The 18,810-nt window shown below is 41.8% G+C and carries 21 protein-coding genes and 1 tRNA gene; 5 read left to right on the top strand and 17 right to left on the bottom strand.

The features are described 5' to 3' along the window. Positions 1-85: 85 nt before the first annotated feature. Positions 86-700: a peptidylprolyl isomerase gene (locus A9957_RS10370; RefSeq protein WP_096711990.1), complete on the bottom strand. Its 615-nt coding sequence runs from the start codon at positions 698-700 to the stop codon at positions 86-88. A gap of 323 nt (positions 701-1,023) precedes the next feature. On the opposite strand from A9957_RS10370, the gene A9957_RS10365 reads away from it, so the two are divergent. Next, the gene (locus A9957_RS10365) at positions 1,024-1,980 is read left to right on the top strand and encodes a calcium/sodium antiporter (RefSeq protein WP_096711989.1); all 957 of its coding nucleotides are present in this window, start codon (positions 1,024-1,026) and stop codon (positions 1,978-1,980) included. Positions 1,981-1,982: 2 nt separating this feature from the next. Here the strand turns inward: A9957_RS10365 and A9957_RS10360 are convergent, their stop codons facing one another. The 7 genes from A9957_RS10360 to A9957_RS10330 all read right to left on the bottom strand — a co-directional run bounded on the left by A9957_RS10360 (position 1,983) and on the right by A9957_RS10330 (position 6,994). Then, positions 1,983-2,627, bottom strand: coding sequence for a diacylglycerol/polyprenol kinase family protein (locus A9957_RS10360; protein WP_105460311.1), 645 nt, complete (start codon positions 2,625-2,627; stop codon positions 1,983-1,985). A gap of 96 nt (positions 2,628-2,723) precedes the next feature. Beyond that, positions 2,724-3,710: a TrkA family potassium uptake protein gene (locus tag A9957_RS10355; protein WP_128754138.1), complete on the bottom strand. Its 987-nt coding sequence runs from the start codon at positions 3,708-3,710 to the stop codon at positions 2,724-2,726. A gap of 284 nt (positions 3,711-3,994) precedes the next feature. Then, positions 3,995-4,066: transfer RNA gene (locus tag A9957_RS10350), tRNA-Gly, on the bottom strand. 68 nt (positions 4,067-4,134) lie between these two features. Further along, positions 4,135-5,292, bottom strand: a complete 1,158-nt coding sequence (pscS, locus tag A9957_RS10345) for an O-phospho-L-seryl-tRNA:Cys-tRNA synthase (protein ID WP_292344149.1) — start codon at positions 5,290-5,292, stop codon at positions 4,135-4,137. Positions 5,293-5,315: 23 nt separating this feature from the next. Beyond that, on the bottom strand, positions 5,316-5,591 hold the full coding sequence (locus tag A9957_RS10340; protein WP_096711985.1) for a DNA-directed RNA polymerase subunit L: 276 nt from the start codon (positions 5,589-5,591) through the stop codon (positions 5,316-5,318). A gap of 24 nt (positions 5,592-5,615) precedes the next feature. Then, complete coding sequence (locus tag A9957_RS10335) at positions 5,616-6,392, bottom strand: exosome complex RNA-binding protein Csl4 (protein WP_096711984.1); 777 nt, start codon at positions 6,390-6,392, stop codon at positions 5,616-5,618. Further along, positions 6,389-6,994, bottom strand: coding sequence for an METTL5 family protein (locus A9957_RS10330; RefSeq protein WP_292344170.1), 606 nt, complete (start codon positions 6,992-6,994; stop codon positions 6,389-6,391). Before A9957_RS10330 ends, A9957_RS10335 begins: the two co-directional genes overlap by 4 nt. 105 nt (positions 6,995-7,099) lie before the next feature. Here A9957_RS10330 and A9957_RS10325 point away from each other — a divergent pair, with 105 nt between their 5' ends. Continuing rightward, positions 7,100-8,221: an RNA-guided endonuclease TnpB family protein gene (locus A9957_RS10325; protein WP_096711982.1), complete on the top strand. Its 1,122-nt coding sequence runs from the start codon at positions 7,100-7,102 to the stop codon at positions 8,219-8,221. Between the two features lie 43 nt (positions 8,222-8,264). Here A9957_RS10325 and dph2 read toward each other — a convergent pair whose 3' ends face one another. After that, the gene (dph2, locus tag A9957_RS10320; protein WP_172425451.1) at positions 8,265-9,248 is read right to left on the bottom strand and encodes a diphthamide biosynthesis enzyme Dph2; all 984 of its coding nucleotides are present in this window, start codon (positions 9,246-9,248) and stop codon (positions 8,265-8,267) included. Further along, entirely contained in the window at positions 9,235-9,807 is a 573-nt protein-coding gene (hpt, locus tag A9957_RS10315; RefSeq protein WP_292344148.1) for a hypoxanthine/guanine phosphoribosyltransferase, read from the bottom strand. The genes dph2 and hpt overlap by 14 nt, the downstream gene beginning before the upstream one ends. A gap of 149 nt (positions 9,808-9,956) precedes the next feature. On the opposite strand from hpt, the gene A9957_RS10310 reads away from it, so the two are divergent. Genes A9957_RS10310 through A9957_RS10300 form a run of 3 tightly spaced genes read left to right on the top strand, consistent with a single transcriptional unit; the run spans position 9,957 to position 11,801 of the window. After that, positions 9,957-10,385 (top strand): GNAT family N-acetyltransferase, encoded by a 429-nt coding sequence (locus A9957_RS10310; protein ID WP_292344147.1) that lies wholly within the window; start codon positions 9,957-9,959, stop codon positions 10,383-10,385. Between the two features lies 1 nt (position 10,386). Further along, on the top strand, positions 10,387-10,956 hold the full coding sequence (locus A9957_RS10305; protein WP_292344146.1) for a DUF531 domain-containing protein: 570 nt from the start codon (positions 10,387-10,389) through the stop codon (positions 10,954-10,956). A gap of 11 nt (positions 10,957-10,967) precedes the next feature. Further along, entirely contained in the window at positions 10,968-11,801 is an 834-nt protein-coding gene (locus A9957_RS10300) for a DUF362 domain-containing protein (RefSeq protein WP_292344144.1), read from the top strand. Between the two features lie 98 nt (positions 11,802-11,899). Here the strand turns inward: A9957_RS10300 and A9957_RS10295 are convergent, their stop codons facing one another. The 7 genes from A9957_RS10295 to A9957_RS10265 form a co-directional block, all read right to left on the bottom strand. Next, positions 11,900-12,628, bottom strand: coding sequence for a hypothetical protein (locus tag A9957_RS10295; protein ID WP_292344142.1), 729 nt, complete (start codon positions 12,626-12,628; stop codon positions 11,900-11,902). Positions 12,629-13,083: 455 nt separating this feature from the next. After that, positions 13,084-13,479: a hypothetical protein gene (locus tag A9957_RS10290; RefSeq protein ID WP_253247324.1), complete on the bottom strand. Its 396-nt coding sequence runs from the start codon at positions 13,477-13,479 to the stop codon at positions 13,084-13,086. 118 nt (positions 13,480-13,597) lie between these two features. Next, positions 13,598-15,073: a phenylalanine--tRNA ligase subunit alpha gene (locus A9957_RS10285; protein WP_292344140.1), complete on the bottom strand. Its 1,476-nt coding sequence runs from the start codon at positions 15,071-15,073 to the stop codon at positions 13,598-13,600. Positions 15,074-15,091: 18 nt separating this feature from the next. Then, positions 15,092-16,390: a tryptophan--tRNA ligase gene (locus A9957_RS10280; protein WP_292344138.1), complete on the bottom strand. Its 1,299-nt coding sequence runs from the start codon at positions 16,388-16,390 to the stop codon at positions 15,092-15,094. Positions 16,391-16,438: 48 nt separating this feature from the next. After that, a complete protein-coding gene (locus A9957_RS10275) occupies positions 16,439-17,626 on the bottom strand; it encodes a radical SAM/SPASM domain-containing protein (RefSeq protein ID WP_292344136.1) in 1,188 nt (395 codons plus the stop codon). Positions 17,627-17,639: 13 nt separating this feature from the next. Next, positions 17,640-18,251, bottom strand: a complete 612-nt coding sequence (locus tag A9957_RS10270) for a translation initiation factor IF-2 subunit beta (protein ID WP_292344134.1) — start codon at positions 18,249-18,251, stop codon at positions 17,640-17,642. A gap of 26 nt (positions 18,252-18,277) precedes the next feature. Further along, positions 18,278-18,796, bottom strand: coding sequence for a 50S ribosomal protein L16 (locus tag A9957_RS10265; RefSeq protein ID WP_292344133.1), 519 nt, complete (start codon positions 18,794-18,796; stop codon positions 18,278-18,280). Positions 18,797-18,810 lie beyond the last annotated feature (14 nt).

The following is an 18,810-nucleotide window of genomic DNA, read 5'->3' as shown; positions in this document are numbered from 1 at the left end:
TATTTTTATTTAAAAAATATAATTGAGAGGAAATTGTTAACTTTGATTGTAGCAGATATAATTTCCTTCAAAATAACGTAGGTTTTTAATTCTTAGAAGCATTACCATCTCCAGTAGAATTCTCAAAGCTAGTAGAGGTAGTATTCGCTTTTTCAATGGATTCCACTGTTATATCAAAAACTACATTTTCACCTGCAAGTGGAGAATTGGCATCCAATACAACATGAGTACTATTTACGTCCTTTATTGTAATGATACCCATCTGTGTTTTCAGTTTTTTACCTTCTGAAGGGGTTGTATTTGTACCGGTCACATTTTGGTACTTGTCAATCGTGACAGCCTGTACAAGATTATTCTTATAGGGTCCAAAAGCTTCCTTTGCTGAAAGGTTCAAGATCTTTTCCTCTCCTTCAACCATACCTATAACCCCCTCATTGATACCAGAAAGCATTTTTTCTGAGCCAACTTTAAATTCAAGTGGAGATGCCGGTGGAGTTATATTATTTTTTACAGCAATTTCTTCAATGGATGTTTCAATAATATTACCATTTTCATCCATCAAAGTATAATTCATTGTAATAATATCGCCTTTTTCAACAGATTTCTCTGTCGAAAGATTGCTTATTTCGGCACAACCGCTAAAAAGGACAATACTTCCAAGCAATGCCAAGGTTATGAGCAGATTTTTTCGTATCATCATGGCCGCCAATGAATCCCAAACTAATATTTTTTTTGGTAATTGCCATAATCTAAAAGAGCAGTTAATTTTTCTAAAATATTACAACTTTTTTGAAATATAACATATAGAAACATTATACTAATTTCTAGAAAATAATCCATGATTCTTATATACATATAAACCCATGACAATGATAAAAGATCAGTACAAACAAAATCAAGGAACTTTTTTACTATAAAAACAGTTGTGTATTAATCATATTTAAATGGAATGAATGGCATCAAAATGGGGTTATACATATAGTAACTCAATGATGCTGTATAAACTGACATTGGAGAAGAACCATGATAAGTTACCTGCTTATTATTCTTGGAATCGTCTTTCTATATATGGGAGGTAACTGGTTTGTTGAAGGGGCGTCTGCCCTTGCCAAACGGCTTGGTATATCTTCATTGGTAATCGGTCTTACAGTTGTCGCATTCGGAACATCTGCACCAGAACTTATTGTAAACATTATGGCTTCCTTTCAGGAAAACAGCGGAATGGCATTTGGAAATATTATAGGGAGTAACCTTATCAATACTCTTCTAATATTAGGTCTTGCGGGGGTAATAGCGCCTTTATCTGTACAAAGTTCAACTGTTTGGAAAGAAATTCCTCTCTCAATGCTTGCTGTCCTTGTTTTGGTGGTCTTATCAAACAAAATTGCTTTAGCTGATGATTCAATAAATGTCCTTACTAGAGTGGATGGACTCATATTGCTTTTTTTCTTTTTAATTTTCGTGTATTACATATTTGAATCCATAAAAAACAATAAAGTCAGTCCTTCCAACAAAGTCGAAAAATATTCGGGGATGAATATTTCACTCATGCTTATAGGTGGATTGACTTCATTGATCATAGGTGGAAGAATGACTGTGGATGGTGCAGTTTCTATTGCAAGAGATATGGGGATTAGTGATTTTCTTATATCTTCAACAATAATAGCAGCAGGGACGTCATTACCAGAATTGGTAACTTCGGTTTCTGCTGCTATTAAAAAGGAAATGGACATATCCATGGGAAATATAATAGGTTCGAATATTTTCAACATCTTCCTTGTAATGGGAATTTCTTCAACGATTTCTCCTTTGATGGTGCCCACAGGTGTCAACACAGATCTAAGTATCCTGGCCATAGCAACGTTTTTGTGTTTTTTATTCATGTTTACAGGAAAAAAACACAGCTTAGAAAGATGGGAAGCAATAATCTTTGTGACGATGTATATAGGATACGTCCTTTTTATTATACAAAGGGGTTAAATTCATCCTACTAACATCATCAAATAACCTGAAAAGATAGGTAGTATAAGATTGTCATTTTCCAAAAGGTTGAGTACTTGCCTCATAGAAGAATTAGTCTTCATGTCTCTCCCGATTATGCTTTCCAGCAGCATACTTCCTGTACTTGCTACAAGTGCCTGCAGAGATGAAACAAAAAATACTGCTCCTGAAAAAGCAGCTAATGCTCCTACAATTGTTCCTTCAAATGATTTCCTTTTGGAATAGGGCAGTTTATTTTTACCGATCATTTTTCCAGAAATCGTTGCAATCCCATCTCCCAGGGCAGTTATCGCGATTGAAGCATAGAGGATAGAGGTTGGAAAAAGTAACAGCGATATGCTAATACCAATGTGCAATAAAAGTGTTGGTTTTAAAGGAATGTAATTCTCATGTCGACGACTCCAACGTTCTGTCATTTCACAAACGGGTTGGTAATGCATTTTGCGAAGAATTAAAACTACTAGTATTGCAAAAACATATAACAATGTAAGCAGTATTAAAATTTCAAGTGCAAAATCACCTGAAATGTATATAAGTGGGATATACAGAAGACCTGAGAGTACATGTATGGCTTTACGTTCCAGGTCACCCTTTAGATCATGATTCAAGTTTTCTTCTCCAAACATTGATTGTATATATTAAATCCAATAGATAATATTGAAGCTGATGGAAATTTAATATTAATCGAAATATCAATTTACATAATAGCCGACAGGTAAGACTTAGTTAGTCTTACCTGAATTGGCCAGAACAACCATTTTATCCCCTTTTTCAATGATGTTTTCAAGCGGGGGGTTAACCATGTTTTTCCCATTCCTGTTCAAAGCAAGAAGTGTCATTCCTCTATTTACTCTCAGGTGCATTACTGCATCCTCAATTGTTTTGCCGTGCAATTCTGCAGGGAAGTTAACTTCTATAACATCGTGACCTTCAAGGGAGCTGGTTATATCTGATATCAGATCCACGACATTGGGTTCATGGACACCTGATGCAAGTAACCGGCCGGTTACAGAATCGGTATTGATAACATGATTTGCACCTATAGTTTTTATAGTCTCCACTTTTTCTTCAGACACAATAGTTGCAATGATGTTTGCATCAGGGTTTAATTCCCTAACCATTGCTGTGGCGAGGATGGTTGTACTGTCATTTTCAGTTGCAATAATAGCATGACTGGCAGTTTCGATATTCGAATTCCTTAACACCTCTTTTTCCAGAGGGTCTCCCTTTACAAAGTGAACCCTTTCTTTGAAAGGATTTGTTTCATACAATTCTGAAACAAGGCAGATTTCATACTTCTTGTCCATCTCCATTACAATTGATTTTATGATCTCGTTGGAATCTCCAAGCACAACCACATGATTTTGTTGTTTTGATCGGCTCAATCCTCTCACCTTCTTTCGATGTATGTCATAAACCAATACAGCTGCTGTAGGTAGCATCAGGACCCCGGTAACCATAAAAGGGATATAAAGATATCTTGCAAGAGAAGAAGAGGGAGCCACATCTCCAAATCCCACGGTCGTCAGGGTTGCAACTGTGCCGTATATTGCCTCATTTAAGGTTTTCCCGTCTATCATATAGAGAATAAGAATCTGGGCTATGGCACTTACAAGAAAAACAGCTGCAACTTCCCGTTCACGGTATTCTTTTCCCTTCACTAATCCAAGGATGGACTTCTTAATTTTCCTAAGCGGCCAGAGTACCATATTAACATTTGAAATTCACATGCATTTATTTAAAAATTATCCTGCAACCGGCTCTGTAGAAAACCACATTTGAATAATTACTGAAATAGAAATATACTTATCAAGATTATGAGATAACAACTTTCACTTATTTTTTTCATCCTAATTCCTGTGTTTTTTTGGAATTTATTTACCAAATCTATCTATGACATTACTTTTCAAAATAATTTTCTGCACTATATTATTTATATGCAACCATTTTATGATTCATTTTTTCACTCCTACCTATAATCCCCAACATAAAATGCGGCTGCCGGGATTCGAACCCGGGTTCTAAGCTTGGGAAGCTCAGGTCATAGCCACTAAACCACAGCCGCTCTATCAAAATTCAATAGATTCTGTAGATAATAAAGGTTTCGAGGGAGAAGGCATTGCCCTCTGCCCCTTATTCTTCAGTGTATTTGTCGATGATCTCCTCAAAGGAGTCAACCACATAGGAAAGATTGTCCCTGCCAACCTGATAGGTACTCAGTTTGAAATACTTGGTGAGCCCACCCTTGATACCGTGGATATTCCGCTTCTTGAGTTCCTTGTACAGGAAATACCTGCCTTTCTTGGCGGTCTTGGAGATCTCATAGAACGGCGGGGTTTCAAAGAACATCAGGTCATGATTGTGGGGTTTCTGTCCCACCTGGATAAGCCCGAGTTCTTCCACTTTTTCCGAGAACCAGCGGGCATTGGCAATTTCTTCCTCCCAGTGTTTGGTACGCTCCACAACCTGGGGGAATGAGGCAATCATTGTCATCAGGCCGGCACCCCTGGAGGTACAGCCCAATAGCTCGATTTCCTTTTTCTTATGGGTGGGAGATTTCCTCAAAACGGTATCTGCATATTCTTCCTGTACACCCAGCAGGCCAATAGGGCCGGATGATGCCATTGACTTGTGCCCACTGGCGGCTATGAAATCGGCTCCCAGTTTCTTTGCATCTATAGGCATCCTGCCCACGGAATATGCGCAGTTGAGAAGCAGTGGTACATCATACTCGTGGCATATATCTGCTACTTTCTTTGCATCTGCCAGATTACCGTAATTGCCGTCAGGATAGGTCAACAGAGCCAGTGCAGGAGGCTTGCCCTGGCTGGCAACCTTTTCGATAGCCTGTCCGTAGTCTTCAGGATCAATAGAATATTCAGGATTCCCGGAGCTTTCCACCTTCTCTATTTCCAGATCCGCCCTCTGGGCTGCAACATAAGAGGAATAGTGAGCCAGCCCGTCAAGCACTACAGTGTCTCCGGGTTTACCTATTGAGTGCATCACCGCAAACTTAGATTCCCGGGCGCCATGTGTGAGCCTGACCTCATCAGTACCTATGAACTCGGGAAGGGCTTCATGAACAAACTCATTCACTGGAGGCTTCTTGATAAGATCCAATACCCCTCCACAGAAATCACAGATCGAATAACCGTCTCCCCATTCAAGCAGGGCTTTGCGTGCATCCTCTGTCAGGATACCTCCGGTTTGCAAGGGATCGATATTAATGGCATCCTTTGGCCCCCTTTCGATAAACCCGAATTTTTTCAGTTTATCTTCATCAAGTGACATACTGGCTCAGGTCTCCTGCCAGATTATGCAAGGGCTTTTTCGAAAACACCACTGAACTCATCGCATTCTGCAGTGAGTTTCACCGCTGCATCCCTGATTGCCTGCACAGGGTCTTTGCCATCAGTCCTGACATAGAAGATAGGTTCACTGATACTTACGTGAAGCATATCGTAACTTGCGATATCCACATGTTCATCTTCAAGCAGGAAATGCTTAAGCATGTTCAGCAAGGTGTGGCTTTCTCCCTTTATTTCCACTTTAATCTCATCATCCTTTTTCTCAATGATCTTCAGTTCCATGATAAATCTCCTGTCCCTGTTGTGTTAGATAATTCCTGTTCCATAATCAGCTGAAAGTTTCCGCTTTTCAGTCTTGCCACAGGCGGGACATTTCAGTTTCCCCTCTTCAATAGCCAGGGGTTCACCACATCTGCCACAAATTGCGGACATAACACCCAGTTCCCTGGCGGCAATACTCAGGCGCATGCTATCAGTATCAATCACCTTTGCCTTAACAACATCCATGAGAGCAAGCTCATTGGCTATGTTTTTGACATAATCTTCCTTGATATTTGATATGTGGATGGCGGCAATTCCCGGATTGTTGACTTCCCTTTCTCCATGACCTTTTATGGCCGCTATCTGTACAAGTGCCATAGAATCACGTACATTCACCACATTGCCGACTACAATATCATCTTTCTTTATTACAGGTGGAAGTTCGGATGTAGCCCGCACGGAAACACTACGCTTTTTCCTGTCAACCTCAACATTTCCTGTTCTGGTCGAATATATGTTTCCTCTTAATGTATAGGTCCCTTCACCGGCTTCAAACTCTTCGTTAGTACCAACAACATCACCGGGCAGCACAAACTGCTCTTCAATGTGTTTTTCAGCTTCTTCTTTGAGGTGCTTTTGAGTTTTCTCCTTTTTCAGGTTCTCAGGATTCTTCCCCTTGGCCTCTCTCTTTTCTTTTTGCTGGCCATTGTTTTTGGGATTTTGATTTTCTTCTTTTTCGTCCTTCTTTGAAGAACTTTTAATTTTCCTTCTGGTGGCCTTCTTCTTGTTGCGTATCCTAATAATAATCCCTCTTGGTTTCAATAATTATGATGTGATAAGGAGTTTATTCTGTATATTTCTACCTCAATTCGTTCTACATCTTTTTTATGGAATTTAAATGTTCTTTTTAGCGGGAAAGATGTAGTATACCACTCGGTAACAACTGATGGCTTTATGTATTGTCTTATAAAGTTAAAACTTCCGCTGTTATGAATCGAATAGATAGTATTCCCTGCATTTAGGGCAGCTGAGAGGAAAGGTCTGTCATTTCCCTTACATTGGGCGCCAAACGGGGGATTCATTACAACAGTGTTCGCTTTTCCATTTACCTTTTCTATAGGGCAATTAACAAATTCGACTTCAACATCCATCAACACGGCATTTTCTCTTGCAACATTTATTGCTTGCGGGTCACTATCATATCCGACAACCTTTGTGGCTCCCAGCAATGCGGCACCGATTGCAAGTATCCCGGTGCCACATCCCATATCAAAAACCGTACCTTCAATATCTCCCTTCATGTATGCGAAATGTAATAATTCAGCAGCAAGAGGTGCGGGTGTGGCATATTGTTCCAGTGTAGGATCGGGATCCTCAAACCCCCTGACCTTTTGCAATAACATCTCGAGTTTTCGCTGTTTCATCTCTTTTGAAACAGGAGACTCCTTCCGTAAGGTAGGAGAGGAATGTTTCTTACTTTTGTTTTGCATACTTATCACGTGAACTATTTATGTTATTGTGGTTAATATATGAGTATGGATAGGACTATTAAATTGAAACTTGATATGTCTGAGGAAGACAAAACAAGTCTCAAAAACACTGTTGTTTGTTTTAACAATGTGTTCAACATAGTTGCTGAGTATGGGTTTGCCAATCATACTCATTCCAAAGTCTCTATCCATCACGCTACTTACAAAGACATTAGAGAACAGTATCCACAACTTCCTTCTGCACTTGTTCAGGGTGCAAGGGATGTTGCCTGTGAAGCACTCAAGGCTGTTAAGAAAATGCGCCTTCCTGTGAGTAAACCTTTCTCTGCAATCAGATACAATAAACGTGTTATCCGTATTATTTTTGAACATGGATTTGCTTCTATTGCATCTGCTGATGGCAGAGTGAAGGTCCACTTTACACTCCCTGAATACTACAAACAATATATCAATTGGGAAATCAGGAGTTCTACACTTAGGTATGACACAGCAAACGATGTGTTCTATCTGCATGTAACTCTTCGAAAAGAATCTCCTGAACCAACTGGTAATACTGTTATGGGTGTAGACAGAGGGATTGTTAATGTTGCTGTATGTTCTAATAATGTCTTTTTTAACAGTAAAGAGGTCAAAAACACAAGGGCCAAATATGCACATCTCAGGCAGGAACTTCAGTCCAAAGGCACCAAATCTGCTAAACGTCTCTTGAAGAAGATTCGCAGAAAGGAAAGACGGTTTGTGACTGATGTTAATCATTGTATTGCCAAAGAAATTGTCAATATGCCTTATGATGTGATTGCTCTTGAAGATTTGACAAGTATTCGTGTCCAGAATCGAAAGGGTAAGAATTTTAACAGGAAACTCAGCAATTGGAGTTTTTATCAACTGGAACAGTTTATTCGCTATAAGGCAGAAGCCCTTGGAAAACGGGTTATTTCTGTTGACCCCCGGTATTCCAGTCAGAAGTGTTCCAAATGTGGACATACTTATAGGGGAAACAGGGATGGTAGTTCTTACCGTTGTCGCAATTGTGGATTTCAAATACATGCTGACCTCAACGCTGCACGAAACATTGCTCATGCAGGTATAACTTGCCTGAGTAGGCTGTCTGTCAACCAGCCGAATGTAGGGATGAGTACTGTACAGGATACAGCACAATGATTTACTTACAAGCCCCTTCCGGCAGGGAGGGGTAGTTGACCTATCATTCCCTTATCTCATCAAAAACCAGTTCTTCCCATTCACGTATCCCCAGTACGATCTCAAATTCAGGGGGAGTTAACATGGGGGCCGGGAATCTCCCTGCCTCGTCGATTGCAATCCTGGGACATGCAGTATTGACATATGCATCCGCCTGGAATTGCAGGAGCTGGTCGGGTGTTATGAGATCCATTGTTACAATTGATGCCTCTTTTCCTTTTTCCCTGGCAATGTCCCTTATATTCCTGGCAAGTTCCATTCTTTCCTGACCGGGTTTAGTGGACACCAGTATACAGAACCTCTTTCCTTCCATGGTTTTTGCAATTGCTGCATATCTCTGTTTCATGATTTGCTTGAGGTCGATGTACTCTACGGATGAAGTAAACGGATTCGCACAGAGTATGGGTTTGCCTGTTGAAAGGGCTATACCCAGCGGATGAAACTTCCCGCCGCCAATATACAGGTATTCTTCACAGGTTATGTCATATGCAGCTGAAAAATTGCAGCCAAGTACCTGTCCCGGATGCACGATCCTTCCATCTCCTTTTCCGATAATGGTTTCGAATCCTTTTTTTTCAAGGATTTTCCTGACTTCTTCCAGTTTATGCACGTGCTGTACAGTCGTAAGGAGGCCTATCCTTTTTCCTTTAAGTTTGTCTGCAGCCTGAAAAACCACATTACTTATATCGAGGTGTGAGGGTGCTTCAATATAAACTACATTTTCAAAAGGTTCAAGCCTGGAATGGCCGAAGTGGAATACAAGATCGGTATCTTTGACAAGTTGTATATCAAGATCACATGCCCCATAACAGGGGTTGCCTGAAATGAGAGTTTCTGCATCGGTATTATCCTCTATATATCCCGCGATCTTCATTGCCTGGCGTTTGAAGCCTTCAGGCAGCTGGAGGCCGACCTTTGTGGCTTTTTCCTGAACAATCATATTAACAATGGATTCCAGGTCAATGTCAAAATTCTCAATTAGTTTCACCGGTGTCCTCCAGTATTGAAACCCCGTCCTCATTCACAGCTATATCTACAAGTGTTTTGACCCTTATTCCTTGTCCTGCAAGTTGCTGTACACCATCTCCCCTACCTATAATAACTACTATATCGCTTATAGTAACTCCTTTTTCTTCCAGGGCCTTTACCAGAAAGCGCAGGGTACCTCCTGTGCTGATTACGTCATCAACAAGCAGTATACGTTCACCTTTTTCAACGCCGTTTATATAAAGTTCACCTTTAGAATATCCTGTGCTCTGGGATATCCTTATTTCACCGGGCAATTGGTATTGCCTTTTGCGCACGATAGAAAATGGGATGCCTGTTTTCAGGGATATTGCTGTTGCAAGGGGGATTCCCATCGCTTCAATAGACAGGATCCGGTCAACGTTTATATCGCAGTACTCTATGATGTAGTCACTGATCTCATCAAGCAGTTTGGGATCTATTGCAGGTACACCATCTGTAACCGGATGTATGAAATAGGGATATGTACCTCGTTTTACGATAGGGGCTTTTTTCAGGGATTTCTTGAGTATTTCTAACATATTTCACCCCGATAATGAGAAGAATCGTCTTCCTGGTCGAAGAAAGATTGAAGGCAGGAATAAATGGATTTATATTTATAACTGGCGGCTGGTATCTGCAACATCTATTTATATAAAACCTCTCTCCTCAGGGACAGGATTCAGAGATCATGCATCTTACAGAGGACATTACAATATGTCAGGCAGCTGCGGATGATAGGACAGCTATAGACTCGTTACTCTCTACCTATTTTCTTGATGGGCAAGATCTGGATACAGGGAATTTTCTGCTGGCAAGAGTTGATGGCAAAGTAGTGGGCACAGTAGCATTTGTAAGGGATTACATTGAGGAGGTACATAGTGTTGCAGTTCACCCCTCATTCAGGAATAAAGGGATCGGCTCTTTGCTGGTCTCCAGTGCCCTGAATTTCTCATCGGGAAGTGCAGTATATGCAAGAACCACAGCCTCATCCTTTTTCAGGAAATCAGGCTTTATTGAAGTAATCATTCCCTCCAGAAAAAAATTGTGGGATGATTGTGCATGCTGTGAATACCTGGAAAATTGCAGCCAACACGTGATGGTATGGAGGAGAGAATAATATGCAGACCCTTGGAATTGTCAATACTTATGATCGTATAAAGGTCCTTGATGCCCATTATAGGGCCATTGCCCGGGCAGCCCCGATTTGCAAGATATTTGGTTTTAGCCTTGCCCTTTTTGATTTTCCTTTTGATATGGAAAAAGATGAACTTGTGAGGTACGTTGTGGAAAAAACAACAATAGGGGAATCAGGAGCTTATCTGCAACAGCTCAATGAGGACCATCATTTTTTTGTACAGGATCTTCCAAAAAAAGGTTTTCCGGCACATTTTGGCAAACCTGTTGCAACCACTTCCAAAACAGATGGATCTAAAAGAATGACAGCTATGGATGCTGCACAGGGAATATTGCATCACGATTCTTATCTGTTCCTCGTTGGACTTGGCAGGAAAGGATTGCCAAAATCAATTATAAAGCAGGCTCCTGCCCACCTTGATATAAGTAGTGGCGGTACTTCCTGTGAGACGTGCACGGCTATGGGGGCAATCCCTGCCTATATCATGGGCATAGTCGAGGGAATAAAAAGTAATAACCATACGTCCAATAAATCTTTTAAGCACTTTTCCTGATTATTCCTATTATGAGTCATAACCGGGTAGCATTAGTTCACTGTGCGGATTATTCCACCTCCAAGCAGGCAGTAAAGGAGGCAATCGACTTGCTTGGTTGTTTTGATGAAATCAAAGCAGGTATGCGCATCTTGATTAAGCCCAATGTGCTTGCTGCCCGGAAACCTGAAGATGCAGCTACGACCCATCCCTCTCTTGTCCGTGCAGTATGTGAAATTGTAAGCGAGGCGGGTGCTCATCCCGTTGTAGGGGATTGTGCCGGTATTACATCTGCAGGAGCCACCGCAGAAGCACTCGAGGAATCCGGTATGAAGCAAGCTGCTCTGGATGGTGGAGGTGAAGTTGTAAATTTCCAGACTGCAGGTTTTAGTAAAGTAAAACCTGAAAACCCCCTGCGTTTGGATGAGATCTATGTGAGTGACAGCGTATTGGATGCTGATTATATCATTAACCTGCCCAAACTCAAGACCCATGAACTCACAACGATGACAGGTGCAGTGAAAAATATGTTCGGTGCTGTTCCGCTGCGCATCAGGAAGGAAGCACATATGATGGCTGACCCTCTGATATTTAGTGAAATTCTCCTGGATATTTACAATGTGGCAACTCCACAACTATCACTTATTGATGCGGTTGTGGGAATGGAGGGGGATGGTCCCTCCAGAGGCAAACTTATTACCAATTATAAAAATTTTAAAGTCAAAAGGTTAATAATATTTGCCTGTTTTTCGATAGTAACTAGCATATCTAAAGAGACTTCCACAAAAAAAACCGATCCAAACAGCAAGAAAAGTTACATTTTCATATCGTGGCAAAAAAATACTGAAAAAAATCATTGCAATTAATACAAAAGATTGAAGTAGAATACCCCATAATTTAGTGTTCTTCATATGTATCACCAAAATTAAATAGGCTGATTTGAAAATCAGCCAAGTTACTTTATTTAAATCTTATACCAATTAGAACCTATTTTAACATAACCGAATCCTAATGTGGGATAACTAAGTGCGTCTGCATAAGGTATTTTAACATCCAGGCTCTCATCTGAATTTTGTTCTGACCAATATACCGTCTGTATTGCAATAACCAGCACTGCAGCTATTATATCAGCAAATGGAAGTACTCCATCTAGTGAAGATGCCAAAGCTCCTGCACAAACGGAACCCACATTCGCAACATATGATGCATCACGAGGGGAGAAATATATATGAACACCGCCTGTCAATTCATCTCCATATGATTCCACATAACTTCCATTCCAAAATTCAGATCTTGCTGCTGAGATTGTGGAGGCAACTAATAAATCATCGTTGAATTGCTCCGAGGATAATTTTTTAACAGATTTCAGCTCGCTCTTGTTTACAAATGCAAAATTAGTTCTTTTAGGATTCTTGTCATCTGCCCAAGAAATCGCATATGCAACTGACCCATCATCTGCATTGATTGATACAATTTTTTCGTATTCAGTTTCTTTTAGTACTTTAATATTTTTTGATTTTTGTACAATTTCTTCTTTAGACAATGATACTTCATCTGTAATGTCTATTGTATTAACATATTCATCTTTTTCTGACATTTCAGCTTGTGCCATCACACCAGGAACAAAAGCCATACTCAAAATAAGCATCGCCATGAAAAGTGAGCCTATTCTTATACCTTTACCATTCTTCATTTCTTCTTACCTCAATTTCATTCTCCAGAGGCAAGATAAGCCAAACTTTAAGTATCCTCAAAGCCAACATAATCATGCCTCCGGGCATGGGGTTCAGTTATTCCGTCAAGACTGGCTGAACCCCACTAACATCGTTATGATGTTGCATTATGTTCTAACTATGTCACATAATAAATACTTTCTGCCAATGCCATGAATCTTGCAAAGGACAGACAAATGAAATGGCCATAAAAATTCAGTAGTTCACTAATTTTTCCTTTTTTTGTATTTAATCGATTATATCACCTCAAACACTCCACTACTACTCGAATCCTCAACTTTCTCCTAAGCCAATCCTCTATCAAGAGAAAGAATTTATCGAACCTGAACATATCCTCATTGATAGTAGGAGGACCTTGTTTCACTCTGGTAAAATGCTTTTTCTGGAGATATAGCCATACATTTCTGAGCAGGAATCATATTATTGTAAAGAAATATCTGAAAGTTACATCTTTTGTTGATGTCCTTGGTTTAACAATATTTCTCATCCTGTAAGATGATTCGATAGCAAACCGTCTTTTGTAGACGTTACTAACCTTCCTTGGAGACCACTTAACTCCATAAACAACAAACCCAAGGTTTTCACATTCATATTTTCCTCTTTTACCTTTCAGATACTTCACATCAATTACAATATCCAGCTGAACTTCTTGTCTTTGAGCATTCTTCATTACATATTCAGCAGACCTTGCTTTTCTCCCGATAAACATCTGCTTGATATTGTTTCCTCTTCTTACGACTGGAGTAATATGAGGATTTTCTTTATCTTGCAAAAACTCAAAGACATCTACTAAATAGAACTCTCTGTCCAAGCAAAGAAACTTATTTTTAAAATCTATTTTTTAAATAAGATCAATGAAATATCTGAGATAATTGACTTTTGCTTTATCTCTCTTCACAGGAAGTCACTGCTGGCCCGACTGCTTTGAATCAGAGTTTGCAGACAGGGCTTTTGCGCAACCACTCAATGTCGGACTGGTATAATTCACGCAGGTCCTTCAAACCCAATCTCAGCATTGCCAGGCGGCTGACACCAAGGCCCCATGCCAAAACCGGTTCTTTGATGCCGAGAGGTTCAGTTACTTCTTTTCTGAATATACCGGCACCGCCGAGCTCAACCCATCCCAGTTCCTCAATATAAACCTCGGGTTCGACACTGGGCTCGGTATAGGGGAAGTACCCGGGCCTGAACCTGACGTTCTCGAATCCCATCCTGTGATAGAATTCCTTCAGGCATCCCAGCAGGTTGGCAAAGGACATGTTCCTGTCCATTACCACACCTTCCAGCTGCTCGAATTCAGGGGTATGTGTGGGATCAATTGTTTCCCGGCGATATGCCCTGTCTATACAAAAAGCTTTGACCGGTGGTTTTGGATTATCAGCCAGGTGTTTGATACTGACCGAGGTGGTATGTGTGCGCAATACATTGCGTTTTGCTACGTCACGATCCCATTTACCACCCCATCCCCTGGATTCAATGTCACCGCCCTTTTCATGCATGGAACAGACAGTTTCCACGTATTCGCCCGGCAACTGTGAATGGGATTCCAGATGGAATGTATCCTGCATTTCCCGGGCAGGGTGGTCCTGTGGCTGGAAAAGGGCATCAAAGTTCCAGAAAGAGCTCTGTATAATATCTCCCTTGATTTCAGTGAACCCCATTTCCAGGAATATCTGGCGCATCTGGTCTATCAGGCGCTGGTAGGGGTGGATTTTTGCTGCATACACTTTCTTTGGCGGTTTGTCAATATTGTATGAACGGAACGTCTTGTTCTTCCATTCTCCGCTTTTGAGCATCCGGGAGGTCAGCTGGGTGATATCTTCGGTAAGTTCGAGGCCGGATGCAGCGATTTTTTGCCCCTCAGCTGTAATTGTGATAGTACGGCTTTTGGTTTCTTCTTTTTCTACCAGTTTGCGTTTGAGCAGGTCCTTCATAACCTTCTGGTCAATTCCGGTTTCTTCAAGGGAAGCCGCCGTCTCACCGAGTTTTGCCAGGGCAATCTCGTCTGCGGTTTCGGATACATCTGCTGCGGGTATGATATTTCCTTTTTCAATGGATGCCCAGCCTTTTCTCTTAAGCCATCCGGTTGCAATTCCCATAATCCCGGGAGATAGCATTTCCTGTAAATTCTTTATAGAAGTAGGCCCGTCGATCCTATTGAGCACCTGTCTTTCAGGAAGACCTTTTTCGGCATATTGCACACCCTCTGCACTGAGGCGATATTTTTCCGATACTTCATCCTTAACTTCTGCAAGACCCTTTTCTTCAAGCAAAAAAGAGGCCTGTGTAGCATTCTCTATTTTCAGGGATGTTCCATCGGCTATATCTGCGGGACTTGCAGTACCTTTTTGTTCGAGGAAGAGAAGTACTTCCTTTTCATTCAGTGTAAGATTGAGGTTTTCCATAGTATCTCCCTTTAAGTATCAGAGTCCGTATTCTTCAAGTCTCTCGCGTGCCAGTTCCCTTTTTTCCTGATGGTCTTTGAGGAATTCTGCCATACGTTCTGCTGCCAGTCCCTTGCAACTTCCGCACATGCGACTGCCATCCAAACATTCGGAATGAATTTGTGCCAGTTCCCCGTCGTCGTCACTAAGATGGAATACGAGTAACTCATAGACCGAACATTCGTCGGGCTGTCCCCCGAGTTCCTTTTGTTCCTTCAGGGTCATACGCCCGCCCGTCTTTGCCTTCTTAACCTTGCGGGCGGCATCATCCGGATCATCGGTAAGGGCAATCAGGCTGTCAGGTACACTGCTTGACATCTTACCCCCCTGCAAACCGGACATAAAGCGATGATAGGTCGAAGCCGGTGGAAGGAATCCATATCCTCCGTTATTCATTTCGACTTCCATTGTGATTTCCTTAAGTTTGGTCAGGTCGTCCACGCCAAAGATATCTACATGCCCCTCGAACAGTTTCGTATCCCAGGGCAATGCCTCTGAAACCTCTTCAAGTGCATCAACAGGTGCGGTCTTGCTTCGGACACTGACAAAGGGCACGTTATTCTTATCCGTCCTTTTTTCGATAAGGAACATGTTCATTTTGTTGGCAAGTCCCCGGGTGAGTCTCATGTGCGGGTCCTGATCGGCCCCCGCAGGAACAACTGTCGGCTTGGGTCCGCCGAATTCTTCAAGTTCGGGCTGGAGGATATCCGCACTCTGTGAGAGGGCACTGACCATATGTGCTATATTGGTCTGTCCATTGAAACCATATATGGCGCTGAGTTCCGAGAAATTTGCCTTGACACCCATTTCAAAGGCCAGATCCTTTACATTTCTGGATTGGGACTGGAAATAAATATGTCCCTCTGGTTCAAATCCCAGGGCAATCAGGCTAAGGATATATTCTTCAATTCCAATTTTTTTACATTTTTCCCAGGAATATCCCCTAACTGAATATGCTTCCCTGTCGGCAATACCCACAAAAGCCTCACCGCCCATCTGCTGGTGCCAGACGATCTGGTCCATGACCATTTTTCCACCAAGATGGACTTTTCCGGAAGGCATGAACCCGCTCATTACCGCAAACGGGTCATTGTCGTTCATGGCCCGGGTTATCATGTCATAATCCCTGTGGCCAAAGATAATCTTCCTTCTCATGTAAGAGCTGGGTTGCTCAATCCCGAACAGAAGTTCATCAAAACGCTGTATTCCAAATTCATCGAACAATTTTGAATAGTCGTCGATATTTGACGAGCCCCAGGGATCTAGTTTCACATTCATGCATATCCTCAAGATTAATCTGGTTTATTTTGTCATTGGTATGATTTATTAGATTTTGTCAAATGGATAGGGAGGGACAGTTCCATCTGGAATCTTTTCCACAAGTTCAAGATATTGTGGCATCTGCATCTGGCAGAATACATCCCCGGATTCAAATCGGGGGGCTTTTTTCATGTTCTTCCAGATGTCTCTTAACTGTTGGTCCTGTATGTTGCCAAAACTGAATGGGATATATGGGCAGGGCTTGACCGATCCGTCCACGCAGATATGCATCCAGCGCTGAGCCGCCATGCAACCCAGCATCTCACCTTCAAAATAACTATTGGTAAATATTCTGGGGCCCGTTTCTGTGGAATTGGCCTTATGGTGCATTTCAAGGACTTTTTCCCTGTCCTCAGATGAGATAATAGCATCACCCTTTTTTTTCGGAGCGCTTTCCCAGATTGAAAATTCGCTCACTCCCATCTCTGTTGCAAGAGCATAGAGTTGTGGGAGTTCATCCATATTTTTCGGGGAGGCATGGGTGCACATAGTGACTAATAAATCGGCATCAAGTCCATATTTAATGGCAGCTGTAGCCATATCAAATGCACCCTCAAGTCTTCTTACCGCATTATGCTTTTCGGGATCAGTTGAATATATGCTGACCAGAAGATTATGCAGGCCGGCTTGTTTTAGTTTTCTTGCCGTCTGCGGATTCATGTCTGTTCCAGGTGTGTACATATTGACAATTGCACGTTCCTTGTCGACATAATCTATTAATTCAAAAATATCTTCCCTGAGAAGAGGATCTCCTTCTGTAAAAATAATTATGAATGCACCCATGTCAAGAGCATCATCTATGGTTTTCTTGACAGTTTCTGTGTCAATATCTTCCTCTCCCCCACTTATGATGCAATGATCACAATTACATTTGCATTGCCGTGTGATCTCAAAAGAAACGGTTTCAGGAACCCGTTTTCCCAAAGCATGCTGTACTTCAGCGTTCAGGAGTCTTTTGAAAGGACCGCTCGGGATTGGGGGCAGCCAGGTAGAAGCAATCACCCTGTCCTTGCCCATACGTACGGGTTTTTCTTCTCCTAACCTTTCATTAATTTTTTTCAGGATAGGTGAGCAGGCATATCTAAGCTGGCCCCGGGAATTTAACTGTAAAGAGCCGTTTGAATCTTCGAGGTCAATGTTTAGGCCGGGGATCGAAAAAATATTGATTCCCTGGCCCTTTTCATCGACTGCCATTGGGTATTGCTCCTTAATTAGCCTTCTCTGCAAAAGCCAGGTTTCCACTGATTTTTTTGATCCTGATCTTTAAGACATCGCCCTTGGCAGTACCAGGAACGAAAATCGTGAATTTTGCCATCTTGGCGATTCCGTCTCCCTTGGAACCAACAGCATCAATCTTGACTTCATATTCTTTCCCCTCTTCAAGGGCTGATTCAGGGGTAGGTGCAGTGGCTTTCCTTTTCTTGACAGGCCTGTGCGCACCACATGCGGCACATCTCATCATTAGGACTCTGTCAACCTTCACAAGTTTCGTATCTGGCCTGTTGCATTCCGAACATATGACATATTCATCAGCATATGCAGTTATGTTGGACTTGATAGCCTGGACAGGGAACTTCCCCTGAAATATGGCCTTGCCACCTTCGACCTTACCGGCGGTACCCAGTTCCCTTGTGAGGTACTTCATCAGATGGTCTGCATCACGGTTAAGGACACTTCTGATCTGTGCGAAATTGTCCAGTACCGTTGTTTTTCCCTCAAAATAGATCTTGGGTTCCGGAATTACAAAACGCTCATCTGTTGTCTCGGTTTCCGGCAGGTTTTCCATTGCCCGGTCAAGCAAGGATTCATAGTCTTCCATAAGTGTTCCCTCCTCAAAAGCTGGTTTTATTGTACCAGCTCTGCGCCTTCGTCAACAACAATTCTTATTGGTGTTGGAAGCTTCTGTCCTGCTCTTTTAAGTGCAGCTTTAGCATGCTTGAAATTCTTCTTATTGACAGAAACAGTGAATATCTTCTGCCCGGCAGAGACTCTTGCTGCGGTACCTACAGCTTTTCCGAATGCTTTTCTCATACCACTGGATACACGGTCTGCACCTGCACCGGTTGCCTGTTTGTTTTCTCTCAGGACCTCGTGAGGATAAACTCTTAATTTGAAATGGTAACTGATACGGCCTACTTTGGAGATCATATGCCTGTTAGCTGATATCCTTGCTGCTTCGAGAGCTGTGTGTCTCATCTGACATTTCTCTTCAGATATAAGTGACATCTTGATCTGGAAATCTGCAGTCTTATTTCCCATGTCGTAGTGTATTACCTGGCTTCCCGGAACACCACCCATGTACTTTCTGCGTGTATATGAGCGCTGTTTAATGTTCCTGTACATACTTGCTGGTTTTCTTGTCATGGACTAAAAGCCTC

Source organism: Methanohalophilus sp. DAL1, from assembly GCF_001683555.1.
GTDB lineage: Archaea > Halobacteriota > Methanosarcinia > Methanosarcinales > Methanosarcinaceae > Methanohalophilus > Methanohalophilus euhalobius.
Note: the sequence above shows the minus strand (reverse complement) of the source record. Positions and strands in the feature narration are given on the sequence as shown.

Excerpts from the sequence above, each read along its gene's own strand:
- A9957_RS10285 (WP_292344140.1), bottom strand. The coding sequence starts at position 15,073 with ATGGAAAACCTCAATCTTACACTGAATGAAAAGGAAGTACTTCTCTTC.
- A9957_RS10280 (WP_292344138.1), bottom strand. The coding sequence starts at position 16,390 with ATGAATGTGAAACTAGATCCCTGGGGCTCGTCAAATATCGACGACTAT.
- A9957_RS10310 (WP_292344147.1), top strand. The coding sequence starts at position 9,957 with ATGCATCTTACAGAGGACATTACAATATGTCAGGCAGCTGCGGATGAT.
- A9957_RS10305 (WP_292344146.1), top strand. The coding sequence starts at position 10,387 with ATGCAGACCCTTGGAATTGTCAATACTTATGATCGTATAAAGGTCCTT.
- A9957_RS10295 (WP_292344142.1), bottom strand. The coding sequence starts at position 12,628 with ATGAAGAATGGTAAAGGTATAAGAATAGGCTCACTTTTCATGGCGATG.
- A9957_RS10265 (WP_292344133.1), bottom strand. The coding sequence starts at position 18,796 with ATGACAAGAAAACCAGCAAGTATGTACAGGAACATTAAACAGCGCTCA.
- pscS (WP_292344149.1), bottom strand. The coding sequence starts at position 5,292 with ATGTCACTTGATGAAGATAAACTGAAAAAATTCGGGTTTATCGAAAGG.
- A9957_RS10340 (WP_096711985.1), bottom strand. The coding sequence starts at position 5,591 with ATGGAACTGAAGATCATTGAGAAAAAGGATGATGAGATTAAAGTGGAA.
- hpt (WP_292344148.1), bottom strand. The coding sequence starts at position 9,807 with ATGTTAGAAATACTCAAGAAATCCCTGAAAAAAGCCCCTATCGTAAAA.
- A9957_RS10365 (WP_096711989.1), top strand. The coding sequence starts at position 1,024 with ATGATAAGTTACCTGCTTATTATTCTTGGAATCGTCTTTCTATATATG.
- A9957_RS10355 (WP_128754138.1), bottom strand. The coding sequence starts at position 3,710 with ATGGTACTCTGGCCGCTTAGGAAAATTAAGAAGTCCATCCTTGGATTA.
- A9957_RS10370 (WP_096711990.1), bottom strand. The coding sequence starts at position 700 with ATGATGATACGAAAAAATCTGCTCATAACCTTGGCATTGCTTGGAAGT.
- A9957_RS10330 (WP_292344170.1), bottom strand. The coding sequence starts at position 6,994 with ATGAAACAGCGAAAACTCGAGATGTTATTGCAAAAGGTCAGGGGGTTT.
- A9957_RS10325 (WP_096711982.1), top strand. The coding sequence starts at position 7,100 with ATGAGTATGGATAGGACTATTAAATTGAAACTTGATATGTCTGAGGAA.
- A9957_RS10275 (WP_292344136.1), bottom strand. The coding sequence starts at position 17,626 with ATGGCAGTCGATGAAAAGGGCCAGGGAATCAATATTTTTTCGATCCCC.
- A9957_RS10300 (WP_292344144.1), top strand. The coding sequence starts at position 10,968 with ATGAGTCATAACCGGGTAGCATTAGTTCACTGTGCGGATTATTCCACC.
- A9957_RS10360 (WP_105460311.1), bottom strand. The coding sequence starts at position 2,627 with ATGTTTGGAGAAGAAAACTTGAATCATGATCTAAAGGGTGACCTGGAA.
- A9957_RS10270 (WP_292344134.1), bottom strand. The coding sequence starts at position 18,251 with ATGGAAGACTATGAATCCTTGCTTGACCGGGCAATGGAAAACCTGCCG.